This window comes from Yoonia sp., assembly GCF_030731595.1.
Taxonomy (GTDB): Bacteria; Pseudomonadota; Alphaproteobacteria; order Rhodobacterales; family Rhodobacteraceae; genus Yoonia.
The window spans coordinates 37,814-62,553 of the sequence record NZ_JANQTS010000098.1; the positions used below are offsets into that span (position 1 = coordinate 37,814).

20 protein-coding genes and 2 tRNA genes are annotated in these 24,740 nt (G+C 54.9%); 15 read left to right on the forward strand and 7 right to left on the reverse strand.

Going from position 1 to position 24,740, the window contains the following annotated elements; all coding sequences use genetic code 11:
- Positions 1–10: 10 nt before the first annotated feature.
- Positions 11–1,438, reverse strand: a complete 1,428-nt coding sequence (locus tag NWQ23_RS11695; RefSeq protein WP_306166540.1) for an NAD(P)-dependent oxidoreductase — start codon at positions 1,436–1,438, stop codon at positions 11–13.
- 217 nt (positions 1,439–1,655) lie between these two features.
- Here NWQ23_RS11695 and NWQ23_RS11700 point away from each other — a divergent pair, with 217 nt between their 5' ends.
- A complete protein-coding gene (locus NWQ23_RS11700; protein ID WP_306166541.1) occupies positions 1,656–2,459 on the forward strand; it encodes an undecaprenyl-diphosphate phosphatase in 804 nt (267 codons plus the stop codon).
- On the opposite strand, the gene NWQ23_RS11705 is transcribed toward NWQ23_RS11700, so the two are convergent.
- Positions 2,456–3,436: a complex I NDUFA9 subunit family protein gene (locus NWQ23_RS11705; protein ID WP_306166542.1), complete on the reverse strand. Its 981-nt coding sequence runs from the start codon at positions 3,434–3,436 to the stop codon at positions 2,456–2,458. The two genes, NWQ23_RS11700 and NWQ23_RS11705, sit on opposite strands and share 4 nt — an antisense overlap.
- Positions 3,437–3,589: 153 nt before the next feature.
- On the opposite strand from NWQ23_RS11705, the gene NWQ23_RS11710 reads away from it, so the two are divergent.
- Both NWQ23_RS11710 and NWQ23_RS11715 read left to right on the forward strand, forming a co-directional pair.
- Positions 3,590–3,676 (forward strand) — tRNA-Leu (locus tag NWQ23_RS11710).
- 731 nt (positions 3,677–4,407) lie between these two features.
- Positions 4,408–4,842 carry a universal stress protein gene (locus NWQ23_RS11715; protein ID WP_306166543.1) on the forward strand — a complete coding sequence of 145 codons (435 nt, stop codon included), beginning with the start codon at positions 4,408–4,410 and terminating at the stop codon, positions 4,840–4,842.
- 50 nt (positions 4,843–4,892) lie between these two features.
- Here the strand turns inward: NWQ23_RS11715 and NWQ23_RS11720 are convergent, their stop codons facing one another.
- The 4 genes from NWQ23_RS11720 to NWQ23_RS11735 form a co-directional block, all read right to left on the reverse strand.
- The gene (locus tag NWQ23_RS11720; protein ID WP_306166544.1) at positions 4,893–6,260 is read right to left on the reverse strand and encodes an alpha/beta hydrolase; all 1,368 of its coding nucleotides are present in this window, start codon (positions 6,258–6,260) and stop codon (positions 4,893–4,895) included.
- Positions 6,261–6,450: 190 nt separating this feature from the next.
- Positions 6,451–7,428 (reverse strand): glycosyltransferase family 8 protein, encoded by a 978-nt coding sequence (locus tag NWQ23_RS11725; protein ID WP_306166545.1) that lies wholly within the window; start codon positions 7,426–7,428, stop codon positions 6,451–6,453.
- A 545-nt stretch (positions 7,429–7,973) separates the two neighbouring features.
- A complete protein-coding gene (locus tag NWQ23_RS11730; RefSeq protein WP_306166546.1) occupies positions 7,974–8,651 on the reverse strand; it encodes a sugar transferase in 678 nt (225 codons plus the stop codon).
- A 531-nt stretch (positions 8,652–9,182) separates the two neighbouring features.
- Positions 9,183–9,860: a sugar transferase gene (locus NWQ23_RS11735; RefSeq protein WP_306166547.1), complete on the reverse strand. Its 678-nt coding sequence runs from the start codon at positions 9,858–9,860 to the stop codon at positions 9,183–9,185.
- Between the two features lie 429 nt (positions 9,861–10,289).
- Between NWQ23_RS11735 and NWQ23_RS11740 the strand changes: the two genes are divergently transcribed.
- Both NWQ23_RS11740 and galE read left to right on the forward strand, forming a co-directional pair.
- The gene (locus NWQ23_RS11740) at positions 10,290–11,705 is read left to right on the forward strand and encodes a mannose-1-phosphate guanylyltransferase/mannose-6-phosphate isomerase (RefSeq protein WP_306166548.1); all 1,416 of its coding nucleotides are present in this window, start codon (positions 10,290–10,292) and stop codon (positions 11,703–11,705) included.
- Between the two features lie 130 nt (positions 11,706–11,835).
- Positions 11,836–12,849, forward strand: coding sequence for a UDP-glucose 4-epimerase GalE (galE, locus tag NWQ23_RS11745; protein WP_306166549.1), 1,014 nt, complete (start codon positions 11,836–11,838; stop codon positions 12,847–12,849).
- A 20-nt stretch (positions 12,850–12,869) separates the two neighbouring features.
- Here galE and NWQ23_RS11750 read toward each other — a convergent pair whose 3' ends face one another.
- Entirely contained in the window at positions 12,870–13,829 is a 960-nt protein-coding gene (locus NWQ23_RS11750) for a hypothetical protein (RefSeq protein WP_306166550.1), read from the reverse strand.
- A gap of 245 nt (positions 13,830–14,074) precedes the next feature.
- On the opposite strand from NWQ23_RS11750, the gene NWQ23_RS11755 reads away from it, so the two are divergent.
- The 10 genes from NWQ23_RS11755 (at position 14,075) to NWQ23_RS11800 (ending at position 24,729) form a co-directional block, all read left to right on the forward strand.
- Positions 14,075–14,150 (forward strand) — tRNA-Thr (locus tag NWQ23_RS11755).
- 273 nt (positions 14,151–14,423) lie between these two features.
- Positions 14,424–15,485, forward strand: coding sequence for a DUF563 domain-containing protein (locus tag NWQ23_RS11760; RefSeq protein WP_306166551.1), 1,062 nt, complete (start codon positions 14,424–14,426; stop codon positions 15,483–15,485).
- Positions 15,486–15,954: 469 nt separating this feature from the next.
- The gene (locus NWQ23_RS11765; protein ID WP_306166552.1) at positions 15,955–16,809 is read left to right on the forward strand and encodes a glycosyltransferase 61 family protein; all 855 of its coding nucleotides are present in this window, start codon (positions 15,955–15,957) and stop codon (positions 16,807–16,809) included.
- Positions 16,809–17,999 (forward strand): dTDP-4-amino-4,6-dideoxygalactose transaminase, encoded by a 1,191-nt coding sequence (gene rffA, locus NWQ23_RS11770; RefSeq protein ID WP_306166553.1) that lies wholly within the window; start codon positions 16,809–16,811, stop codon positions 17,997–17,999. Before NWQ23_RS11765 ends, rffA begins: the two co-directional genes overlap by 1 nt.
- 138 nt (positions 18,000–18,137) lie before the next feature.
- A complete protein-coding gene (gene rfbC / locus NWQ23_RS11775) occupies positions 18,138–18,707 on the forward strand; it encodes a dTDP-4-dehydrorhamnose 3,5-epimerase (RefSeq protein WP_306166554.1) in 570 nt (189 codons plus the stop codon).
- A complete protein-coding gene (gene rfbB / locus NWQ23_RS11780) occupies positions 18,704–19,744 on the forward strand; it encodes a dTDP-glucose 4,6-dehydratase (RefSeq protein WP_306166555.1) in 1,041 nt (346 codons plus the stop codon). The genes rfbC and rfbB overlap by 4 nt, the downstream gene beginning before the upstream one ends.
- Positions 19,741–20,589: a dTDP-4-dehydrorhamnose reductase gene (gene rfbD / locus NWQ23_RS11785; protein WP_306166556.1), complete on the forward strand. Its 849-nt coding sequence runs from the start codon at positions 19,741–19,743 to the stop codon at positions 20,587–20,589. The genes rfbB and rfbD overlap by 4 nt, the downstream gene beginning before the upstream one ends.
- 15 nt (positions 20,590–20,604) lie before the next feature.
- Entirely contained in the window at positions 20,605–21,486 is an 882-nt protein-coding gene (gene rfbA / locus NWQ23_RS11790) for a glucose-1-phosphate thymidylyltransferase RfbA (RefSeq protein ID WP_306166557.1), read from the forward strand.
- Between the two features lie 38 nt (positions 21,487–21,524).
- Positions 21,525–24,023: a tetratricopeptide repeat protein gene (locus NWQ23_RS11795; RefSeq protein WP_306166558.1), complete on the forward strand. Its 2,499-nt coding sequence runs from the start codon at positions 21,525–21,527 to the stop codon at positions 24,021–24,023.
- 160 nt (positions 24,024–24,183) lie between these two features.
- Entirely contained in the window at positions 24,184–24,729 is a 546-nt protein-coding gene (locus tag NWQ23_RS11800) for a polysaccharide biosynthesis/export family protein (protein ID WP_306166573.1), read from the forward strand.
- Positions 24,730–24,740 lie beyond the last annotated feature (11 nt).

The window sequence follows — 24,740 nt, forward strand, 5'->3', positions numbered from 1 at the left end:
GCGTATTTGATCACTCGGCGGCAACCGTGGCGGCTTGACCCAGATACTCCAACATTGCGGTGGCGGCGTCACGCCCATCGCGAATGGCCCAGACAACAAGCGAAGCACCGCGCACGATGTCGCCAGCAGCATAGACACCTTCAAGGCTGGTGGCACCGGAGCCAAAGTCTGCCTTGATGGTACCCCAGCGTGTCACTTCCAGTCCTTCAACCCCCCAAAGCTGGGGCAGGTCTTCTGGCTCGAAGCCCAGCGCCTTGATCACGATGTCAGCGCCTTCGACATAGTCGGCACCCTCAATCACCTCAGGTGCCTGACGACCTGTTGCATCCGGTGCGCCAAGGCGCATTTTCTGTACCTTCACGCCAGTGACTGCATCGCCCTCAAACCCATCAGGCGCAGAGAGCCAGACAAATTCGACACCTTCTTCCTCGGCGTTCTGCACTTCGCGCTGCGAACCGGGCATGTTGGCCTTGTCCCGGCGATAGAGGCACTTCACGCTTTGCGCACCTTGGCGGATCGCTGTGCGGACACAGTCCATAGCGGTATCACCGCCACCGATCACGACCACCCGCTTGCCGCTGGCATTCAGTTCGCCGCTGTCAAATGCGGGCACGTCATCACCAAAGGACTTGCGGTTGCTCGCGGTCAGATAGTCGATTGCATTCACGATGCCTTCGGCTCCTGAATCTGGCAGATCCCTTGTCTTGTAGACACCGGTTGCGATCAGTACGGCGTCATGCTTTCCACGGATTGCATCAAAGGACAGATCCTCGCCGACGTTGCAGTTCAGCACGAACTGCACGCCGCCATCCTCAAGCTGGGCCATGCGTTGCATCACGATGTCTTTTTCCAGCTTGAAACCGGGGATACCATAGGTCAGCAACCCGCCCCCGCGGTCATAGCGGTCGTAAACAGTGATCTGAATACCCTGACGGCGCAACATATCTGCCGCGGCAAGGCCAGCAGGACCCGCCCCGATGATACCAACGCTCTCGGACCGCTCTGCATGAGGGCGGATCGGCTTGACCCATCCCTGTTCAAACGCGGTATCTGTGATGTACTTCTCGACCGAGCCGATGGTGACGGTGCCATGGCCGGATTGCTCAATCACGCAATTGCCTTCGCAAAGGCGATCCTGCGGGCAGATGCGTCCGCAGATTTCAGGGAAGGTATTGGTGGCCTGACTGATTTCATAGGCTTCTTCCAACCGGCCTTCGGCCGTCAGGCGCAGCCAATCAGGGATATTGTTGTGCAAAGGACAATGGGTCTGGCAGTAGGGAACACCACACTGGCTGCAACGGCTTGCCTGCTCTTCCGCCTTGTCACGCGCATACTCTGCATAGATTTCGCCAAAGTCCTGCTTGCGCAGGTTTGGAGGGCGCTTTTCGGGCATATCCCGGGCGACCTGTGTGAACTTCAACATCTTTTGGCCAGCCATGTGCCATCCTCCCGGAATTCGTCAGAGAATGCCTTTTAAAACGCGCTATTTGAAATGAAAAGGCAGTATTACTGACCTATATACGATTAAATCTCAGCGCCGTGGTGGTAGTTGGTGTCATTTATCGCATTTTTAGGTCCGGTTTGCGACCTATATATGCTCTTTCCATGAAACTATTGGCGGTTAGGTTGAGGCGACCGAATCAAAGTCCGGACACATGACAACATTCAATTTACTCCTCATCGCCCTGATCCAAGGCATAACTGAATTCCTGCCGGTGTCTTCGTCGGGTCACTTGATCCTGCTCCCGTCTCTCACGGGTCTGGAAGATCAGGGACAGGTGATCGATGTGGCGGCCCATGTGGGCACGCTTGCAGCTGTTGTGTTGTACTTCTGGTCGGATGTCAGGCTGGCACTTGCAGGCACGATGCGACTTGTTCGGGGAAAGGTCGACACCAAGGGGGCTTTCCTTGCTCTCTGCCTGTTGATCGCGACAGTGCCCGTGATCGTTGTCGGCTTTCTCTTGAAGATCACCGGTTTGTCGGACGCCATGCGCGGTATCGCGGTCATCGGCTGGGCGATGATCATCTTTGGCATCTTGCTCTATTGGGCAGACCAGACCGGGCCGATCGAGAAAACAACCGAGACGTGGTCGCTCAAGGACGCATTCAAGATGGGGCTTTGGCAGGCGGTGGCACTGATCCCCGGCACGTCACGCTCTGGGATCACGATCACGGCGGGACGGATGCTGGGCTATACCCGCACCGATGCAGCCAGATTGTCGATGCTGATGTCGATCCCGACAATCATCGCCTCTGCCGCACTCTTGAGCCTTGATGTGATCGGATCAGCCGATTCCGGCGCGCTACGCGATATCGGGATCGTCGCGACCATGTCATTTGCAGCTGCGCTTCTGGCACTCACCCTGATGATGCGGTTGCTGAAATCAGTAAGCTTCACACCCTATGTGATCTACCGGATTGCCCTTGGCGTCGTCTTGCTCTGGATCGCTTATACTTAAGCCCGCAGATTCTTGGCCGATTCCTTGATCGCGGCATACTGGCCCGAGGGACGGAAGCGCCACAGATAATCCGGCAAGACAGCCTCCATCGCGGTGGGCTGGATGCCCAGCGCTTCAAAACCACGCGCGGTATCCGACACCACATTATCTACCGCAAGATTAATCACCTGATCCTTGGTAACAGGGCCCTTGATCAAACCAAAGGAAACCGCGCGCAAAACGCCAAATCCAAAGGCCATAACACGCGCCGCCCAGAAAGGCGTATCGACAATCAACCGGCGGCGGCGGATCACACCCAACATCAACTGCATCAATTCGCGGAATGTATGCACATCGGGACCACCGAGTTCGTAAATGCCGCCTGCAACTTGACCCGTCACCCCCTTTACGGCAGCAGCAGCCACATCATCAACAAAGACCGGTTGAAACCGGGTTCCTGCGCCAATAATAGGCAGGATAGGTCCAAGACGGGACATGCCCGCAAAGCGGTTAAAAAACTGGTCTTCAGCACCAAAGATGATCGACGGGCGCAAGATCACGGCATCAGGCATATATTGCAGAACGCCCGCCTCGCCCGCTGCTTTGGTTTGCGAATATTGGCTGGGAGCCTCTGCGTCCGCCCCAATAGCAGAGATATGGACCATGCGGGCAACGCCATGCGCCGCTGCGATACGTGCAATACGCGCGGCACCTTCAGCCTGGACTGCCGCAAAGGTATTCTTGCCGGTTTCATCCAGCACGCCCACGCAATTGACGACGGCATCGGCGCCTTGGGTCACGGCGGCAACACTGGCATCATCGCGGATATTGCAAAAGACGGGCTCGACCTGCCCCACGACACCATAAGGGCGCACGAACATCGCCTCGTTGGTATTGCGGACGGCCACGCGAACGCGCCAGCCCTCTTTCGCCATACGGCGGGCAATATAGCGGCCGACAAAACCGGATCCGCCAAAAATGGTGACAAGCTTGGACATCGCTGGACCTCGTGCAATTGCAGGGGTGGTTTACCTGCCCCCCCCAGAGCAGACAAGCCGCAATCCGGAGGATTCAGGCAAGGCAGTCGATTTTGTCTTCGAATCGCGTTGACAGTACCCCCAAGCGGGCTTAAATCCCGCCGAACGTGACCTGCCCAGGTGGCGGAATTGGTAGACGCGCCAGCTTCAGGTGCTGGTGTCTGTATGGACGTGGAGGTTCGAGTCCTCTCCTGGGCACCATTACTAATCTAAAAATACATTTACTTCATATGTTTAGAAGATCCTCTTGGATCTTTATCCCACAGCCTATCCCACAGTCTTTGGATCGCTTGGCATGTTTCGATATGTCAGCGAGGCCACTACTGCTTTGGTTGGTACATTCTGGTGTAGTCGAAGTCTCAATTGCCTCTTTTCGCTTGCAGGTCAGTTCAATGAACCGTGGAGGGCGGCAAGGGCAAAGCCCGTCCTGCGGCCTGGCGGGGCCGTGACAACCGGGTGGAGGGCGTGAATTTGGGAGGGAACCGCGCGCCAGCGCGTGAGAGGAAAGCGGTCCCTGTCCACTGTTGATGCCAAGGCTGCCGCCAAGCGGGTGCTGTCGTTGATTTCTGGCAGGTGGCCTCTGCACGTTGGGCAACCATTGGGAACTGCGTCACGCTTGGAATCGACCGTTTGAGACCGATCCCGTGTGAAACAGTTTCTTGACTTGATCGCGAGCGGGCACATCACGCGCAAGATTTTCGCTGCGGTTGAGATCATGGAATCAAACGATACGCCCGCCAGCGACTTTCTATGTATTTATCGCATGAATTCAGGCGCTTGCGCCTAAAAGTACGGACTCTGGTGTGCCACTTTTGGCTCGGGGAGTATTGTCGGGCGGCTTGAACGAAAAATCGCTCGGGTTAACCTCTGTCAAAGAACACATCCAAAAAAGGATTAGAATCACGCTTAGGTTAACCGAAAGGGTGAAAACGATGTTCAAGAATATAACTGTTGGAATTGATGGATCAGACCATTGCTGGCGCGCTTTGGACTTGGCATGCGATCTGGCAAAGCACTACGAGGGCAAGATCCATTTGGTTCACGCTCCGGAAATTCCGCCGTCAGCGATGGTCATCGGGATTGGCGCGATTGATATGCCCGTTGATATGGAGCAGATCATGGCAACCGGACAAGCGGTGATGGTGCAAGCCGCAAAGCGTGCACGCGCGAATGGATCAGAGCCAGCCAGCCAGATTGTGCGCATTGGCACCCCCGCATCCGAAGTTATTCACACAGCCGAGGCCACGAGTTCCGATCTGATCGTCACAGGACGGCGTGGCGTCGGCGGCATGGCAAGTCTGTTTCTGGGCAGCACCTCGCAGAAGATCGCTCATGAGGCGCAATGTGCCGTCTTGACGGTCAAGTAGCCCGATGACCGTTGGCTACGATAAAGCGGCCCCTGTCGTAGTCCGCCTGTCTAGCTCTGAAACAGCGGGAAACTGACCCCAAGGGCCCATGCAAGGACAATGCCCAGCGCAAGGCCAGAAGACAAAGGCCCGCTACGGCGGGAGATGTCCCGCCCCATTGTTCCGAAGACCAGGTAGAACAGCACCAAGACCGGCGCGATCATAATGAGAAAGAACAAGCCTTGGAAATCAAGAGCAATGGCGATTCCCAATGAGATCAGGAAACTCAAGCGGACAGCGAACCGCTTGAGGAATCCGCCTGCTGCGGTCAACGCAGCATCGGCGATCATATAGGGCAGCGCGCCGATCAACATGATCCCGATAATCCAGGGCCGATCATTTGTGGGCCAGAAATTGGCTGCATAGCGGTCAAGGACAAAACCAAAGACGGCGCACCAGACCAAGAGCACACCAAATCCAGCCCAGTCGATCCGTCCAAGCGGATGTCCCCAGAGTTTCAAAAGCAGCAGTTGCATTCCACCGTAGATCAGCAGGTGCAGACCGAGGTAATCAGCCACCAGAACAGGCAGAAAACCGGGGTTTAGCGGCACCGCCAAAAGCGGTGCAAAAAGTGCGGGCACAAGCAGGACAAGCGCGGTTTGCTTCTTGCCAAGCACCAGTGGTGTGCTGTGACCCCTGGGCACGATCTTGGCAATCCGCCGGAAAAGCAGCACGAGCCCCGCAAGCACCCCCAGAATAGCCCAGCCGCTTGGCAAAATCGTAGTGTCAGAGGTCCGCGCATAGGTCTGGTCAAGCCAGTCCAATACGGCACGGCGTCCGATACGACTGTGCAACACCGACACATGCTCGGAAAAAGGGGCGACAACAGCGCGGCGGATGACCGCGCCGTTGATTGCCACATCGCCTTCTGATGCGGCCGGATCAACCATACGCAATGCCTCTAGACCAAACGCGCGCAACCCCGGCTCCCATGCGCCGGTGACAAGCAACAAATTGGTCGGGGTGACTTCGTCAATGACTTGTGAAAATGCAGAGATCAGGACGACTGCACCGATTTCCGGGCGGGTCGCGGCAACGCGCACAAGAATGTCGGTCGCCATAGAGTGACCCAAAAGAGTGACCGGCTTGCCACCAGAACCCAGAGCATTGATCACCTCTATCGTCTGCTCGACCAAGAGCCGCGTCGTACCATCGACCGATGCAACATCACCGGACATTGGCGCAGGGTGTCGCCCATGGCCCAGAAACTCGAAAACATAGACCTGATAGCCGGCCCGCGCCAAAGGCATGGCATAGCCTTGCATCATCTGTTCAGATCCCGCGAAACCATGCGCCATGATAACAATCGGGCCGTCCGCAGATGGAACTGCATAGGCGGTGACGGGTGTTTGACCGACGTTGAAACGTGTGATTTCCACGCCGTGACGTGCAAATTCCAAGATCGCGAGCGATCCTAAAATCATTGCGACCGCCAGAAAAGCTCTCAGTTTTCCAACTCCTGTAATCTCGGCTTGACCGCTTGCGTTGAACCGAACGGTCGCACCTGCGTTGCGCAATCTTTGATAAGCCAAGCAACAATCATGCCAAACGTCACATTCTTACCGCAGGTCATTCTTCAGCCAACATATCATCTGGGAACCGCCGCAAATATCGGCGGAGTTGGCGGGCACGCAAGATGTTCTTGATCGTGAGCCGCGCGATGTAGGCGGCAGACACATCGCTGGCTTTCAAAACCTTGATTTCATCCATCTCAGGAAAATGCAGGTTCAAGAACGCGCGAAATGCAATCGCGAACCGGGGTGGGAGTTTCCCTTCGATGTCGTTCCAGGGCTTTCGAGGGCCAATGAAGTGAGTGATGGCCACTGGCACCATAACTTCAAAATAGGCTGATCGCACCGGCTGCTGCCAGTTCCAGATCGGACTCAACTCGGCCCAATCTCCCTTGAGGACGCAGTTCAGCAGTTCTTGATCATGTTGCCGAAGCTTGTCGTTGTTCTCGCGCCCATAGGCTATGCATCGTTCAAGGATCTTCTGACTCCGAAAAGTCGCGACATCGATCAGCAAGACGCCGCTGTTGAAATATTTCTCGGGCCCAATGCCCATATTGGCAAAGTCGGCCATATGCCGGCTTGGCTTGGTCCACTGTTGGTTGTCTCGCACTGCTGCAAGAGCATGCCCGCCAAGGTTTACGTCAAACAGCGAAACAAGCCCGCCACCGTGAATAAAGATATCGGCGTCCAGATAAAGCAGCCGCTCATATTCATCTGCAAAGACTTCCGGCAAAACGAGCCGATGATAAACGGCTTCAGTGCGTCGCTCGTCGATGTAAAGACCATCAAACATGCCATCCGTTGCAATGGTGGCGAGGCGAATTTTCAAGTCGGACAGCGTGTCTGGAACGCTCATTCCTTCGGGCGCACAAACAACAATATCAAAATCGCTATGTCTTGAAGTATGTGCCAGCTGACTTGCCGCAAAAATTGCGTAGGGGAAATACGTCTCATCAACGCAAAAAACAACGGCTCTTGAACTCTGGGCTGGGCGAGATGTGGTCTTGCGTGGCTGCATTGCGATGCTTCCGCTCATTCTTCATAAAGTGCCGCAGCTAGCAGTCCTTTGATCATTTCGGGACACGCGCGTCGTCATGGTTTCGTCCAGAGATCGCGCCAGCCTAAAACTCCTGCATCTCGGCGTACCGCAACTTGTCCCGTCGATCATCCAATGATCTCGATCTAGGAATATCATCAGACACCGGACAATCAACCCTCCCGCAGGCTTTGCTTTGGGGGCCTACCGCTAGTCGACCCAGATCTTTACGCTGAAGCGCAACGCCGAGCACAACCATCGCAGGCTTTTGCTGGATTTCCTGGGAGCCGGTTCAAGCATGTTTGGGCTTTGTTGTGGTTCTCTTTCGCGCCGATCGAGATCTCGACCTGAGACGAGAAATGCGTCGGATCATGTTTGGCGGACTTTTGTGTTCAGCGGGCTGATCCCATCCGCGTCACCACAAAGCTGCGCTGCCATAACGCTTCGGAGCGAGGGGATTAAGCAATCACTCGAAAGCTCAGGGCGGCGTCGCAAAAACGTGTTCACGCGACGCTGCCTTTTCCTGCCTTGGCAGGTAATTTGGGTCAGTAACCTGTCCCGTTCAAAACGACGCGGACTGTTGCGAAGAGCAACTTTACATCGTTGCTGAATGAAAGGTTCGCCACATATTCGGTATCAAAACGCGCCCGGTCCGCGAAAGAACTCTGGTTGCGCTGAGATACCTGCCAAGTCCCGGTAATCCCGGGACGTTCGAAATAGTAAGCGCGACCTGGATACATATCCACTTGTTCAGGCATCATTGGACGCGGACCAACAAGGCTCATGTGTCCAACCAGCACATTAAACAACTGCGGCAACTCATCAAAGGAACTCTTGCGCAGAATCCAACCAGTCTTGGTAATGCGCGGGTCTTTCTTGAGTTTCTGCGTCAACGCCCATTCTGCTGCAGCTTCAGGGTTGCTGGCAAGATAGTCCTTCAGTGCCGCATCGGCATTGACCACCATCGTGCGGAGCTTCCAGATCTTGTAGATCCGACCTCCGCGACCGACGCGCTCTTGGGTATAAAAAGCGGGCCCACCATCGCGTTTCACAAGGAACGCCAAGATGGCGACCAAAGGCAGCACGAAAGGCAGGCTGAGCAAAACACAACACACGTCAAAAAGGCGCTTCAGCCCGAGCGTATACGGACCATGTTGTGGAAGTGATGAAACGATGGCGCGCGAATTCGCGCGCTCATGAACTTCCGAAAAATCTGCAGACATTTAAACTACTCACTTGCTCTTAACACACACACGCCCCGCAGTCGCGTCACATTATACCGTCCGAAACGCGAAAAACTGCATTCCACAATGTTAAAGATCCCCAGTAACAAAAACATAACAAAAAGACGGGCGGGAGTGAAGGTGTATTAAAGTTGAAAGCCACAAAAATAAAATATTTCTGACTTATTTGGGTAACATGATTCAAAATTAAGCGATTGATAATCCGAGTTTTTCCTTATTGTAGCCGCGTTGGAACCAATGTATCGAATCGACTGCTTTACCTAAAGTCAGCTTTTCCTTACTTTTGGCATGCGTCAGACCCGACACACGCCCTAAAGAGATGGTCAGTCCCCGCGTCGCGGCATGAAGGCCGCCCCCCTCTAGAGGGGAAAAGGCACCATCTGATCATGGCTAGTCGGCTTGCCGGTGCGATGAACCGCGACACATGTTCATGGCCTTGCCGTCGAGGTCCGAAAGGCGGCCAAGAGGTTCAAGACGCGCAGCACGTTGTCTATAAACTGCGCCTCCGGTTCAGTGGCCGGTTCCGCTGACCACTACCCCGACTGTTGCGCCCAACAACTTCAGATCTTCCAAGAAAGACATGTTGGCAATGTAATCGCTGTCATAGCGCGCGCGGTCTGCAAATGTAGATTCATTGCGTTTCGACACCTGCCAGGATCCGGTGATCCCGGGGCGCTCTCTATAATAGCAGCGGCCTGGATACATTTGCTGTTGCTCTGGCAGCATTGGGCGCGGGCCAACCAAACTCATCTCACCCACAAGAACATTCCAAAGCTGGGGCAGTTCATCGAGCGATGACTTACGTAAGAGGTGACCAATCGGTGTCACCCGCGGGTCTTGCTTGAGTTTCTGGGTCAGCTGCCATTCGGCAGCGGCCTGTTCATTCTCGCAAAGATACTCTGCCAGCAACTGGTCCGCGCCAGTCACCATCGTGCGCAATTTCCAGATGGTGAAGATCGCACCATGACGACCTACCCGTTTCTGACTGTAAAACGCTTGCCCGCCATCTCGACTTACAGCAATCGCCAAAATGGCAATCAAAGGCAGTAGGAATGGTGCCGCCAGCAAGACGGCGCAAATGTCGAACACGCGCTTGAACACCAAACGATAAGGCCGGACACCGGACCATGGGATCACAATCTCATGCGGAGCGGCTTGTTCGTGGATTTCTCGATAATGCTTAGACATACAAATGGATACTCATTCTAGACAGTACATATGCCAGAAAATTCCAGCACAAACTCGTTTCAAAACAGCGACAAAAAAACGCCCGATATTTAACACAATGATTCTCTAATCCGAAAAACGTAACAACTAAAACCAATCTTGGGAACCTGGGCGCAAGTGAAGCCAACGACAGCCTAAGCGATGTTTGAACGCGTTAATGCTCTGTTAACTAAATCTAATATTGCCCATTTTTGTCATTGTCTCATTCTGCGCATCAGTATGTTTCCCTTAGGGCATGAATCGGAGTCAGTTATTCCCTACCTTCCCGAAGCGGGCGATGCGTGTGATGATCATTGGATACCTACTGTGAAAACCCTCCGATGAAGTGCTACACGGCTGTAAGAGTAATTCAGGAGCCAAACACGCGTGTCCAAAAAATATTTTGAAGCTATGTCCGCTCTCCGACCTGTGATCCTTGCTGGTGGTTCCGGCACGCGGCTATGGCCGATGTCGCGCAAGCATTACGCCAAGCAATATCTGACGCTCAACGGCAAAACGACGATGCTGCAAGCGACGGCTGAACGGATCTCGGCGCTATCCAGCGAAGCGCCCTTTGTGATCTGCAACGAAGAAACTCGGTTCTTGGCAGCAGAGCAAATGCGTCAAATCAGCTTGGACAACGCACGCATTTTGCTCGAACCGGCAGGGCGCAACACTGCACCTGCAATCGCGCTCGCCGCGCTCGAGGCCTTAAGCAACGATGAGGACCCCGTTTTGCTGGTCATGCCAGCAGATCACATGATCAGCGACCCGTCCGCCTTTAATGCGACCGTAGAAACTGCTTTGCCTTTGGCGCAGTCCAACCATCTTGTCACGTTTGGCATCATACCGACCCGCCCTGAAACGGGTTATGGCTACATCCACGCTGGCGCCCCCTTGGCCGGTCACGATGGGTTCGCGGTAGATACCTTTGTCGAAAAACCGGATGCCGCCACGGCCGAGGCCTATCTTGCCTCTGGCGCGTACTATTGGAACAGCGGAATCTTCATGTTTCGCGCCAGTTGCTACCTAGCGGAACTAGAGACATTCCGTCCTGATGTCATGGCCGCATGCCGCGCGGCATTTGAGGGAAAACAAGGTGACCTGCACTTCCTTCGTTTTGACGAGGCTGCATTTCTGGCCTGCCCCGATGTGTCGATTGACTATGCGGTAATGGAACAAACCAGCCACGCGGTCGTTGTCCCTATCGACGCAGGCTGGAGCGATATCGGGTCCTGGTCAGCCCTGTGGGACGCCTCTGACAAGAATGCCGATGGCAACTGCGAAATAGGCGATGTGCTAAGCCTGAACGGCTCGGGCAATTACATTAACGCAGGCAGCCGTTTGGTCGCGGCCGTCGGGTTGCAAGATATGATCGTTGTTGAAACCAAAGACGTCGTCTTTGTCGCGCCCAAGGATCGGGTCGACGAAATCAAAGAACTGATCAAGGACATGACGGCAAAGGACCGCCCCGAGCTGAACCATCACCGCGTCGTTTATCGGCCATGGGGGCAGTACGATAGCATCGACATGGGTGACCGCTATCAGGTCAAGCGGATCACGGTGAAACCCGGCGCAAAATTGTCGGTGCAAAAGCACCACCATCGGGCCGAACATTGGATCGTCGTGCGTGGCTGCGCCAAGGTAACACGTGGCGAAGAGACAATCTTGCTGTCAGAGAACCAATCGACTTACATTCCTCTGGGCGAGATACATGCGCTTGAAAATCCGGGAAAGATCCCGCTGGAACTGATCGAGGTACAATCGGGCAGCTACCTTGGCGAGGACGACATTGTCCGGCTCGAAGATAAGTACGGACGGGTTTGACGATGGGATTTAGGATTTGTGCGGTCGGTTGAAAAACTTGCTGCGGACGACGCTTTGCTAAGGGTACGCGCAAATCATCACACCGCCAAGCAGCGACGGTTCACTTGAAGATGACAGGAACGGAAATGATATGCGTGTCTTAGTAACCGGTGGCGCAGGCTATATCGGCAGCCATACCGTGCTCAAACTTTTGGGGCAGGGATATGAGGTGCTCGTTCTGGACAATTATGCCAACAGCTCTCCGCAAGCCCTCGCACGCGTCAAGATTTTGGCGCAACGCGGCTTTGATATCCGCGAAGGCGATGTCTGCGACGCTGCTTTTCTGAATGATGTTTTTGCAGACTTTCGCCCTGATGCCGTGATCCATTTTGCCGGCCTCAAAGCGGTGGGGGAATCCAACCAAGAACCGCTCCATTACTATAAGAAGAATGTGTCCGGCAGCATCACGTTGCTGGAATGCATGCAGGCCCATGACTGTCGGCAGATCGTCTTTTCATCCTCTGCCACGGTTTACGGAGAGGCGGAATACCTGCCCTATGACGAGGCGCACCCGCTGCAACCCACCAACCCTTATGGGCGCACGAAACTCTTTGTCGAAGAAATCATCCGTGACTGGGCCAAGTCATGGCCCGCGGCGAGCGCTGTGCTTTTGCGGTATTTCAATCCGGTCGGCGCCGATCCATCCGGTCTCATCGGGGAAGACCCGCGCGCGATACCCAACAATCTTGTCCCTTATATTGCGCAGGTTGCAGTCGGGCGCTTGGACCATCTGAATGTCTTTGGTGACGACTATGACACCCGCGATGGCACCGGCGAACGGGACTATATTCATGTCGAAGATCTTGCTGACGCGCATCTTGCTGCCGTGCGCTATGCCCAGGATCACAAAGGCTGTGAAGCCATCAACATCGGCACCGGCCATGGCACGACAGTACTTGAACTACTGGCCGCATTCGAAGAGGCCTCGGGCAAGAAGATCGCTCATCAGACCGTGGCAAAGCGCGAAGGCGATGTCGCCCGCAGCTTTGCATCGGTTTCAAAGGCCTATGACTTGCTTGGGTGGCGCGCAGAACGGGATGTGGCCGACATGTGCCGCTCTACATGGAATTGGCAGTCCAACAATCCTTTTGGATACGATGGCTAGACTGCCCTTTCTCTGAAAGATCAGTTTTGCGGCACGCCTGTCTTGGGGTAGCCCGTGACGACCTCCCAAACGGTTTCCTGCATCAGTCGTGCAGCCTCTGGTCCCGGATCGGCAGCCGGCGTCCCATCCGCCTTGAGCAGCGCATGTGGCAATCCGACAGGCGATGTCTTGTAAAGAACCGCATAGTGGGTGAGCGCGATCAGATATGCACCATAGTCGTTGAAGTGGATTTGATCGAGAAACAGATCCTGCCTGTTGTTGATCGGCCCCACGCCACCGCGCGCCTCTACGGCCCTGGCAAAGCGGGCCATCACTTGCCCGCCCGGGATCATATAGATCGGCTGCGGGGTGGCCTCATAATTCAAGGCACGACGCAGGATCTCGCCTTCCCAATACAGTCCCAGATCGCGGTCCAACCGCTCGAGCCATCCTTCGGGATCATTCAGATGATGCCAAGTTTCATAAAAATATACGGCGACATTCGGGTTATGGCTGCGCGCTTTGTCAGCAAGATTATGAAGCATCTCGGCGCTGTCCTGATACTTGATAGAATCCCTGATCTCGACGGCTTCGGTCAATATCACAGCATCATACTCGCCCGAAGAAAGCGCATTCAGTCCGTCACGGTACTGCGGGTGCGTATTCGAATCCGCAAAGCCGTTGCGCGGCGCGTTCTCGTCCCAATGATCCTTGAGTGGTGTACCCCAGCCCAGCTGGCTGTTGTAACTGTGTCCGCTTTGGGCCAACTGGGCCAACATCTGGGGCATATCATGCCCGACTAAACTATGCCCGAGGTGCAGCACGTTCAGAGGGCCTGATGGCACCTCTGCCGGATCGGCATAAAGCGCATCAAAGGCCTCGACAGCGAGCGGTTCAGGTGTGGCCACCCGAGAGAATATCGCCATGCCACCCAAAAGAAAAACCAACGGCGCAACAAGGAAAAGGCTTAGTCGCTTCAACATGATGATCACCAAACTCACTGATACGTCTTCATCCTTACCGAATATAGGGGCGGCCTTGATGCGGTTAAAGAGACTCTTTGACGCTGCGTGGATGCGCGGGCCCGGCGATCGGACGAATGCACAGCATTTCGCAAGGATGGCCTGATCCTCTGGAAAGGGATGCTGCCAACGACGGTCCGGTTTCCATCAATTTCGAACAAGCCAACGGCGGAAAACTAAGGCTTTTCGGCGGTGATTGTGGGTGCTATTGCAGAGCTCTATATGCCGCTGTAGCTCAGATGGTAGAGCACGTCATTCGTAATGATGGGGTCGGGGGTTCGAGTCCCTTCAGCGGCACCAGCTATCGGAAAAGAACAAGAAGTCTGTCACCTTGGTCCGGCGGAATCATGGCGCAGGTTTGCCGGATATCATCACGGTGGACGACGTTTGCTGTGTTTAGCTCAATCCGCACCACCTCGGGGATAAAGGTCAGTGCCACCGTTGGGCCCAACGAAGCCTACACAATTTTTGGACAGCTTACCGGTAGACCGACAGCAATTCTTGCACTAGCTGTTGAGTAGGACGACTTTGCTTGGCCTGCTCCATGCGTCCTTGGGTTGTCGGAGGACCAGTTTGCATTTCAGCCGTGGCATAAGTGGCAAGCCCCTCATCCAGTTGCTTCATAAATACCTCGGCTTGTCCCGGACGATTGCCGAAGCAGCCACACAGACGGTGATCGTTCACCCCGAGCAAGAAATCTTCATAGAACAAGCGTTCCATCTCGACGGGCAACTTGATCGGGTAACAAATGTCGCGAGCAATAGCTCTTGGGAACTTGAAAAGCAGCGGATGGCAAGCGGGGTCAAGGTACAAGGTCCGACACTTGCCTACCGGATTGATCACGGCGTTTTTTCGGCTGGGCGGCTCTACACCAACAGGGCCCAAGAAAAGCAGGGCGGCACGCAAAAACGCAAACCCTTCTGCGTCGTTACGGACGAATTGGATACCGCAGTACTTCCTCTTTCCTATTTTGCGACGATCTACTTTGGTCATATGGTTTTCGACGGCGGCGCAACTTCTCTGTCGGCCCCCAACTTCGGCGAAACCTACATCGATACCGCGGTTTCCAAAGGCATGACCGGACATGTGGCCCGCTACTGGGATCTTTTCGGCCTTAGCTACACAGCAGTCAAAGATGTGCGCATTCGTCATGCTTGGGTTTTTGACGACCGCGGCATGAACAGCGACAAAGCCTCTCGGCTTCAGACAATGAGCGCCAAGGTACGCATGCTTCCAGGAATTCGGTCCGGACATGGTGTCTTTATGCGCCGGCGCGGATGGGGCGCCCATCGTGCGCCCGAGAACGAAGCAGAACTCGAAAATCACTTTGCGGCGCGGGGTTTCGATATCATTGATCCAAGTGAGCTGAGTGTCGATGAAATCGTGGCGAGTACGCGCGACGCAGAGGTTCTGGTAGGTGTCGAAGGAAGTGGAATGACCCACGGCATGCTTGCCATGGCCCGGGGCACCACGATCATTATGATGTTTCCACCTTGGCGCCTGAACAACATGATGAAAGACTATGCCGATGGACTGGGGTTGCGCTATGGTTTTGTCGTAGGGACCGGCCAACACAACAATTACAGGATTGATCCCGACGAGATCCTACGGACCATCGAAGTGACAAGGAAATAGCCGATAGCTTCAAATCACACGCTTCACCCGATGGGGTCGAAGTGAAGGTTTGCGTCATCCGGTTCCATCAGGAAGATCGCCCGCGCCGCCATCAGCTTGATCCTTCGTCGCGGTCAGACATGGGCGAACGTTTGATTGGGTGTCTGATCCACACGGGAACGGCAGCCGAAACCCTACAAGAATCACTATCGCAAATTCCAACAAAATAAGGTATGAAGGTGCTTTAAGTGGATTTGGGTAAGTTGCTTTGAGCATGTCGTTTTTGCCCGTCAGAAGTTGGGCACGCCAAAAATTTCTGCATTATCGGACACTCGAGGACGATGCCGAAAAAGACATTTGTGTTGGGCAAAGCGAAGTCATGCCGCTTCCCAAGGCACTCTACTTGCAAGGCCAGTTCGACCTTGTCACTGGCACGCACAACATTTCTGACAGCATTGCCGACGAACTTGGCAAGGTCGTCGCACCAACCTTGGAAAACATCGACACACGCGCTTATCTGATCAGGAACGCAGTGATTGGCAATAACCGTGTGAGTACGGCGACAAGTATCAAGGATCTTTCGCTTCAACACGCAAACTCCAGACCGTTTCGTATCAATGAAGAACTGGACACTGCTGCGCTGTGTTCGACCTGGCAAGGCAATGATTATTTTGCTCATTTTCTGTTTGATGACGCTGCGATGTATCCATTGGCCCGAGATTTTGGTGAACCGTTCTTTTCCGGAATGGGCCTGCCCCGCACGGCGCATTGCATTGATTACTTGTCGCGATTCGGGTTTGCCTACGCAGAGAAAGAGCACATATCTGTCCGCCAGTTATGGATGTTTCGTGATTTTTCCTTAGGGCCTGACAAGCGGCGGCGTCTGCAAGACATGGCTGCGCGAACAAAGGCTGCGCAACCTGCCGCCTCACCCTACCCAGGCGCTTTCATTCGCCGCGGCGTCAAAGGCCAAACACGAGAACTGGACAACGCCGCCGAGATTGAGGCTTGGTGCGCTGCTCAGGGCTTTGTGATTGTCGATCCGGAGCACCAAACCGTCGACGAAATCTGCGCCGCACTGAACGGTGTTCCGTTGATTATCGGGGTTGAAGGCAGTCACCTCGTGCACGGGCTGTTCAACATGGCTGAAGGGGGGACGATGATTTGCATCCAGCCCGCAGACCGGTTCAACGTGATCTTCCGCCATCTCTGCGCAGCATTGAATTTGAGATGGGGATTTGTCGTGGCAAAAGGCACGATTGAAGGGTTCCACCTTGAATTGGATCACCTTAAGGCAACATTGGATCTGGTTCAGGAACCATCCGCATGCGACCGGACAATATGATGAAGACGCCCAAGCCTGTTTCCATGTCTTCCGAAACCGTCCCTTTCAACACCATCGCAATCACCGGGAAAGAAACCGTGGTTCTCTCTCAAGTCCTCAGCGATGCCGCGTCCTTTGCTCAAGGAAAGCATCTGCGCAAGTGCTGTGACTGGTTCGAGCAGGAATTGGGATGTGCCCGTGCCCTGCTGACACCGTCAGGTACAGATTCCCTGGAAATGGCAGCGTTGCTTTTGAATATCAGCGCTGGCGATGAGGTCATCATGCCGTCCTACACCTTTGTGTCGACGGCGAACGCTTTCGTTCTGCGCGGCGCAAAGATCGTCTTTGTTGATATCCGTCCCGACACGATGAACATTGATGAAACCAAGATTGAGGCTGCCATCTCCGAACGCACCCGTGCGATCGTTCTGGTGCACTATGCCGGAGTGGCCTGCGATATGGATGCGATCATGGCGCTCGCACAGCACCATGGGATCGCTGTGGTCGAGGATGCGGCGCAAGCGGTCATGGCCAGTTGGCGCGGCAAACCGCTTGGGTCGATGGGGGTGGTCAGCGCCTTTTCGTTCCATGAAACCAAGAACCTCAGTTCGGGCGGCGAAGGCGGTTTGACGATCATCAACGATCCAGGACTTGCGGAACGGGCGGAGGTTATCCGCGAGAAAGGGACCAATCGCAGCAAATTCCTGCGCGGTCAGGTCGAGAAATACACTTGGGTCGATTTGGGTAGCTCTTTTCTGTTGAACGAGATCAGCGCGGCATTCCTTTGGGCGCATATAATGGCGCGCGATGACATTCAGATGCGGCGCAAGACAATCCATGACCGCTATGGCAAAGAGCTTGCGGATCTGATCTCTGCGGGCCGGATTGAAGTGCAAGCCAATCCCGAAGGAACTGCGCACAATGCGCATATGTTTTATATCAAGTTGCGGGACCACGCTGAACGCAATGCGATGTCAGCATGGCTCAAGACCTGCGGAATAACGGCCCCATTTCATTATTTGCCTTTGCATGCTTCGCAAGCCGGCCAGCGGTTTGGCCGCTTTCACGGAACAGACCTGTTTACAACAATCGAGAGCGGGCGAATTCTGAGGCTCCCGCTTTTCTATAACATGACAGACGCGCAACAGGCGCATGTGATTCAGGCAGTAAGAGATTTTTGGCAGCCGAATGGTCAACGGAAACTCATGTAATGACCCCCTAATCTGCCCTCTTTCGAAGACAAGGCAACAGTCTGCACACATCAGGCTGAATTCTGACAATCGGCGTGACTACAGCAAAGAGCCTTGCTACCACGGTCCTCGGTATAGTGCAGGTGTAGGAGGTCGTTCGTGCAAATTGAAAGCACAAAACTAGAAGGCGTGGTCATCATCACGCCACGACGTTTTGCAGACAGCCGCGGTTTCTTTAGCGAAAGCTGGAGCAAGCGCCAAATGGCGGAACACGGGCTGGATCAGGACTGGGTCCAGGACAATCACTCGATGTCGGACGAGGCCGGAACATTGCGCGGTTTGCACTATCAAAGCCCTCCACATGCCCAAGCAAAATTGGTGCGTTGTGGCCGTGGAGTCATTTTCGATGTCGCGGTTGATATCCGAAAAGGGTCCCCGACTTATGGCGCATGGGTTGGCGTCGAACTCAGCTACGAGAACGGCCGACAAATGCTTGTGCCTGCGGGCTTTCTGCATGGGTTTGTCACGCGCGCACCGCAGTCCGAAATCATCTACAAATGCTCTGACTATTATGCCCCGGAATGCGATGGCGCGATCCGCTATGATTGCCCGATGATCGGGATTGATTGGGGGTTGGGCGACACCAAACCGGCGCTTTCTGACAAAGACGCTGCTGCACCGACACTAGAAGGTTTCGATAGCCCCTTCACTTATGGTGCAGCCCAATGAAGCTGCTGGTCACAGGTGGTGCAGGCTTTATCGGCTCGGCCGTGGTGCGGCGCGCGATTGCACAAGGCCATAGCGTTGTTAATCTTGATGCGCTGACCTATGCGGCCTGTCTTGATAACGTAGCCGAAGTTGCCGAGAACCCGGCTTACACGTTCGAACACGCCAACATTTGTGACCGGGCCGCCCTTGACCGGATCTTTGCGCAGCACAAACCGGACGCCGTGATGCATCTGGCCGCAGAAAGCCATGTTGACCGGTCCATTGACGGGCCAGGCACATTTATTGAAACGAATATCACAGGCACATTCTGCTTGCTGGAGGCCGCGCGCAGCTATTGGCAGACCCAAGGCAAGCCGGATGGGTTCCGCTTTCACCATATCTCGACCGATGAGGTGTTCGGCTCGCTTGGCAGTACGGGTAAATTCACCGAAGACACGCCCTATGATCCGCGTAGCCCCTATTCAGCCTCCAAAGCTGCCTCGGACCATTTGGTGCGTGCTTGGGGCGAAACTTACGGGCTGCCGGTTCTGTTAACCAATTGCTCCAACAACTACGGCCCCTATCACTTCCCCGAAAAACTGGTGCCCGTTGTGATCCTGCGCGCCCTCGCCGGAGAGAAAATTCCGGTTTATGGCAAAGGCGAAAACGTCCGCGATTGGCTCTTTGTCGAAGACCACGCCGATGCGCTGTTGACGGTTCTGCAAAAAGGGGCTGTCGGGCGAAGCTATAACATCGGCGGCGAAAACGAGGCGCGCAACATTGATCTGGTCAAAATGATTTGCGCTATCCTTGATGAAAAACGTCCCAAGGATACGCCTTATGCCGCGCAAATCAGCTTTGTAGCGGACCGCCCCGGGCATGATTTGCGCTATGCGATTGACCCTTCGCGGATGGTCAAAGAGCTCGGCTGGCACCCTTCTGTGACCCTGTCACAGGGACTAGAGAAAACCGTGCAGTGGTATCTGGACAATGAAGCTTGGTGGCGGGCGTTGCAATCGCGCAAGGGGGTCGGACAACGGCTTGGAGTGAACGCGTGACAGTTCTCGTCTTTGGTCAAACGGGGCAAGTGGCCCGTGAATTGTCCCTTTATCCAGAGGTCCTTTGTCTCGGTCGGGCAATCGCAGACCTGACCAAACCAGAGGTCTGCGCCGCCGTTATTGCGGACTCTGACGCGACCAGCGTCATCAATGCTGCGGCCTATACAGCCGTCGATAAAGCACAAGACGAGGGCGACCTTGCGCATATTGTGAATGCCTTGGCTCCCTCTGCGATGGCACGCGCTTGTGCAGACAAGGGCGTGCCCTTTGTCCAAATCTCGACCGATTATGTCTTTGACGGGAGCGGCACACGGCCCTGGAAACCCGATGATGCGACAGGGCCTTTAGGGATCTATGGCACCACAAAGCTGGCGGGTGAACAAGGCGTGCGGGGTGCAGGCGGGACGCATGCAATCTTGCGCACCTCTTGGGTGTTTTCGGCGCATGGACAGAATTTTGTGAAAACCATGCTGCGGCTTGGGATGGTGAAGGATACGCTGTCTGTCGTCGCAGACCAAATCGGCGGACCGACCTCGGCGCGGGCGATTGCAGGCGCCACTTTGCAGATCGCACAGACGCTTTCCCAAGACCCTGATCGGTCAGGAACATATCACTTTTCAGGCACACCCGATGTCAGCTGGGCCGATTTCGCGCGCACAATCTTTGCGAAGGCAGGGATGCTCTGTACAGTGTCCGATATCCCGACCACTGCCTATCCAACGCCGGCGGAACGCCCCAAGAACTCACGGCTGGATTGCACGACAACACGCGAGACCTTCGGTCTTGACCAAAGCGACTGGCGCCTTGAACTTGATCGGGTCCTCGCTGATCTCGATGCCGGCTAAAACGAAGGAAAGAAAATGACGCAGCGCAAAGGGATTATTCTGGCCGGTGGGTCAGGCACACGGCTCTATCCGATCACCCTTGGCGTGTCCAAACAGCTTTTGCCGATCTACGACAAGCCAATGATATACTACCCTTTGTCGGTGCTGATGCTGGCCGGCATTCGCGAGATCGCGATCATTACCACCCCGCAGGATCAAGAGCAGTTTCAGCGGCTCTTGGGGGATGGATCACAATTCGGGGTGACCTTCACCTATATCGTGCAACCATCACCTGACGGGTTGGCACAGGCCTTCATTCTCGCCGAAGGCTTTTTGGATGGCGCACCCTCTGCACTGATTTTGGGCGATAACATCTTTTTCGGGCATGGCCTGCCCGAACTGCTGGCAGAGGCCGATGGCCAAACAGTCGGTGCCAGCGTCTTTGGCTATCAGGTCGCCGACCCGCAGCGATACGGCGTTGTGGATTTTGACAGCGCTGGCACCGTCCGTGGCATCATCGAAAAGCCTGAGGTACCGCCGTCAAACCAAGCGGTCACAGGCCTTTATTTTGTCGACGGCACAGCGCCCCAGAAAGCGCATGCCGTGACACCCTCGGCCCGCGGTGAATTGGAGATCACGTCTTTGCTTGATATCTATCTTGCAGAAGGAAATTTGCGGGTACAGCGTATGGGGCGCGGCTATGCTTGGCTTGATACTGGCACCCATGCGAGCCTTCTCGATGCAGGGAACTTTGTGCGCACAATCGAGGAACGCCAGGGCCAACAGATCGGCAGCCCCGAAGAGATCGCGTTTCTCCTTGGCTGGGTTTCGTCCGAAGCCCTGATCAAGGAAGCGGATAAATATGCCAAGAACGGATACGGGCTTTACCTCACCAATCTGGCCGAGCAATCAAAGTGAGAACCGGTTCCAGGAAAGTTGACGGAAAAAATCATTCAATGAACTTCTTTTTGCCCAAGATCGTCGTCGTTGCAGCACTCTGCTTGATGGTGACTGGCTGTTACAAGTCTTCTGAAGAACGTGCAGCGGAGCATTTCGAAAGCGGGCTGAAGCTGGTGGAAAATGGCGATCTGCCCCGCGCGATGGTCGAATTCCGCAACACTCTGAAGTATGATGAAGACAACCTCGAAGCCTTTCGACAGATGGCTCGCGCACATCTGGCGCTGGATGAAATACCCGCTGCCTATGGGGCCTATTTGCGCGTTGTAGAACAAGCGCCGGAAGATGTGGAAGGCCGTATCGCCCTGAGTGAGCTGGCTTTTGAATGGGAAAACTGGGAGGAATTCGAACGCCACAGTGACAAGTTGGCGGAAGTCGGAAGTGACCTGCCAAGGGCAGGCGCGATCGCGATTGGTGTAGCGTTTCGGCAGGCGTCGCATGAGGGCGATGATCCGGCGATAAATGCCCTGATCACCCGGGCAGAGGATCTTGCGCTGATCTTGCCGGAGAGCGTTATCCTGCAGCGGATCCGGATTGATGGTTACGTCAAATCGGGGAGGTATGATGCGGCGCTAGCGGTCCTCGACGCAAGCCTTGCACGCACTCCGCGCGATCTTGATCTTTATCTGACAAAACTGGGTCTCTTGGACCGTCTGAATGATCCTGCTGAGTTGGAAGCGACACTGAGCGCGATGTTGGCGAATTTTCCCGAAAACCAGACAGCCAAAGAAACATATCTGCGCTTTCTCGTCCTGCGAGAGCGTTTGCCGGATGCAGAGGCGTTCTTGGAACAGAATCTTGCCAGCGTTGCACCCGAAGAGCAAAACGGAGCGTTCTTTGGTCTGATCACCTTCCTGCGTGAAACCAAAGGTGATGACTTCGCTTTGGCCCGTATTGATGCAGCTCTTGCAGGAGAGCAGGCTCAAAACCAGATCCTGCAGACACTTCGCGCGACATTGATCTTTGAGATGGGTCAACGGGATGAAGCCATCACTGCAATCACTGCCATCCTTGCGGCAGAGCCCAGAACGATGACCGAGGCCGAGGTGCGCGAAACAAACGTCACCTTGGCAAAAATGCACTTGGCCAACGGCTTTGACGCTGGTGGGCGAGAGATAATTCAAAGCGTACTGGCCGAAGAACCGGGACTTGTCAGTGCGCTCAAGGTGCAAGCGGCGTGGCTGATCGAAGACGACGATACAACCGCTGCAATCAACAACCTCCGTCTGGTGCTGGACAGCCAGCCTGATGATGTTGACGCGATGGTACTTATGGCCAACGCCTACCAGCGCGCAGGAAATCAGGATTTGCGTCGGGAGTTCTTGGCGCGCGCAACAGAAGCGTCGAACAACGCACCGCGTTATGCTTTGCTGCTTGGCCTTGCACTCATGGACCAAGACCAACTCTTGCAAGCCGAAAGCGCGTTGATTTCGTCACTCAGGCTTGCGCCTGGGCATGTGGAAATACTCAAAACACTGGGGCAGATTTATCTCCGGCTTGACGATCTGCCGCGCAGTGATCACGTGGCCAGAACACTGGCAAAAATCGAGACAGACCAGGCGCAAATCGCTGCCCGAACACTAAACGCCGAGCTGGTTGGACGCAGACTGGGTGTCGATGAGGCTTTGCAATATCTCGAACAGCAATCTGCACAAGACGGTGACGCAACAGCATCGACCTTGACGATCATCCAGGCCCAGCTCCGAACAGGCCGCTTGGCTGAAGCGATGGACACAGCCAGGAACGCCTTGGAAACAAACCCGAATGATCTGAGCCTGCGGAGCGCCCTCGCGCTTAGTTATGCCAGCGCGGGTGATTTTGAGGCTGCAGAAAACGAATACAGGGGGCTGATTACATCCCACCCTGAGGCGATCGAACCTTACTTGCAGCTGGCACGGATCAAAGCGGCTCAAGGTGCCTTTGGCGCAAGCGCCGCCGCTGTTGAAGAAGGGCTTTCTGCCATCCCGGATGCACCAGAGCTTTTGTGGGCCAAGGCCTCCTATCTCGAGCAACAAGGTGATATCGCGGGCGCGATTGCTGTCTATGGAACGCTTTATGCGCGTGATTCAGGCAGCGTGATCATTGCCAATAATCTGGCAAGTCTATTGATTTCTTTTAGCGATGACACAGAAAGCCTCGCGCGCGCTGAAACCATTGCCCGACGCTTGAATGGAACAGACATACCGGCATTTCAGGATACCTATGGCTACATTCAATTTCGGCGCGGCAACTTGCAAGAGGCGCTCGCCTATCTAGAGCCGGCGGCCGCCGGTCTGCCAAACGACCCCGTTGTGCAGTTCCATTTGGGTGAGGTTTATGCGGCACTTGATCGCCCGTCCGAAGCGCTTGGCAAACTGCGTGTGGCCCGCGATATCGCTCAATCCTGGGGCAATCAGGACCTTGTCGTCAAAATAGCTGAGCAGATCAATCTCATTGAGGCTTTGCAAGAAGGCGAAGGACAAAGTATTAATGGACTGGAAGCAGAAAAAGTGAAGTGATTTAAAGGCTCATTCTTTCGTATTTGCGAGATAGCTTTATAAGGACTCGTAAGAGTGACCGTGTCGATCGACGGATGTCGTGAAGATTTAGTTAAACAAGTTGGGGTTTGCCATGAAAAATATTCTGATCCTCCTGTGGGGCTTGCTGTTAGCGGCCACCATGTCCCACGCGCAAAGCGAGTACCGGGTTCAACCGGGTGACTCCCTTCAAATTGAGGTGCTCGAGGACTCGAGCTTGGACCGTGTCGTCCTCGTAACTCCGGATGGTCGCTTTGCCTTTCCTTTCGCTGGATCTTTGCCTGCATCAGGGCGGACGATCGATCAGATTCGCAGAACGATCATCGCCAGCATTCAAGAAAACTTTGCGGCTGAACCCACGGTTTTCGTCTCTGTCGCAGCGCTCAACCCAGAGGAAGAAGAGCCTGACACAATCAACGTGTATTTTATGGGTGAGGTCAACACACCCGGCCTGCGCGAAGTCGTACCTGGCACGACATTTCTTCAGGGGCTTTCCCAAGCAGGTGGTCTGACAAGCTTTGCCGCAACCAAGCGCGTGCAACTGCGCCGGACGAACCATCATACCGGTGAGCAAACGCTCAGCACGATCAACTACAAAGCGCTCTCTGAGGGCGCCGGGCTAAGCCAGTCCATCGTCTTGCGAGAAGGCGATGTGATCTTGGTCCCAGAACGCGGTCTATTCGAATAAGCTGGCACGGC

Bases quoted from the DNA above. Each gene is read 5' to 3' on its own strand.
- NWQ23_RS11715 (WP_306166543.1), top strand. From the start codon at position 4,408: ATGTTCAAGAATATAACTGTTGGAATTGATGGATCAGACCATTGCTGG.
- NWQ23_RS11695 (WP_306166540.1), bottom strand. From the start codon at position 1,438: ATGGCTGGCCAAAAGATGTTGAAGTTCACACAGGTCGCCCGGGATATG.
- NWQ23_RS11800 (WP_306166573.1), top strand. From the start codon at position 24,184: ATGTCCCACGCGCAAAGCGAGTACCGGGTTCAACCGGGTGACTCCCTT.
- NWQ23_RS11735 (WP_306166547.1), bottom strand. From the start codon at position 9,860: ATGTCTAAGCATTATCGAGAAATCCACGAACAAGCCGCTCCGCATGAG.
- NWQ23_RS11705 (WP_306166542.1), bottom strand. From the start codon at position 3,436: ATGTCCAAGCTTGTCACCATTTTTGGCGGATCCGGTTTTGTCGGCCGC.
- rfbB (WP_306166555.1), top strand. From the start codon at position 18,704: ATGAAGCTGCTGGTCACAGGTGGTGCAGGCTTTATCGGCTCGGCCGTG.
- NWQ23_RS11725 (WP_306166545.1), bottom strand. From the start codon at position 7,428: ATGAGCGGAAGCATCGCAATGCAGCCACGCAAGACCACATCTCGCCCA.
- NWQ23_RS11730 (WP_306166546.1), bottom strand. From the start codon at position 8,651: ATGTCTGCAGATTTTTCGGAAGTTCATGAGCGCGCGAATTCGCGCGCC.
- rffA (WP_306166553.1), top strand. From the start codon at position 16,809: ATGAAGACGCCCAAGCCTGTTTCCATGTCTTCCGAAACCGTCCCTTTC.
- NWQ23_RS11795 (WP_306166558.1), top strand. From the start codon at position 21,525: ATGAACTTCTTTTTGCCCAAGATCGTCGTCGTTGCAGCACTCTGCTTG.
- rfbA (WP_306166557.1), top strand. From the start codon at position 20,605: ATGACGCAGCGCAAAGGGATTATTCTGGCCGGTGGGTCAGGCACACGG.
- NWQ23_RS11740 (WP_306166548.1), top strand. From the start codon at position 10,290: ATGTCCGCTCTCCGACCTGTGATCCTTGCTGGTGGTTCCGGCACGCGG.
- NWQ23_RS11700 (WP_306166541.1), top strand. From the start codon at position 1,656: ATGACAACATTCAATTTACTCCTCATCGCCCTGATCCAAGGCATAACT.
- galE (WP_306166549.1), top strand. From the start codon at position 11,836: ATGCGTGTCTTAGTAACCGGTGGCGCAGGCTATATCGGCAGCCATACC.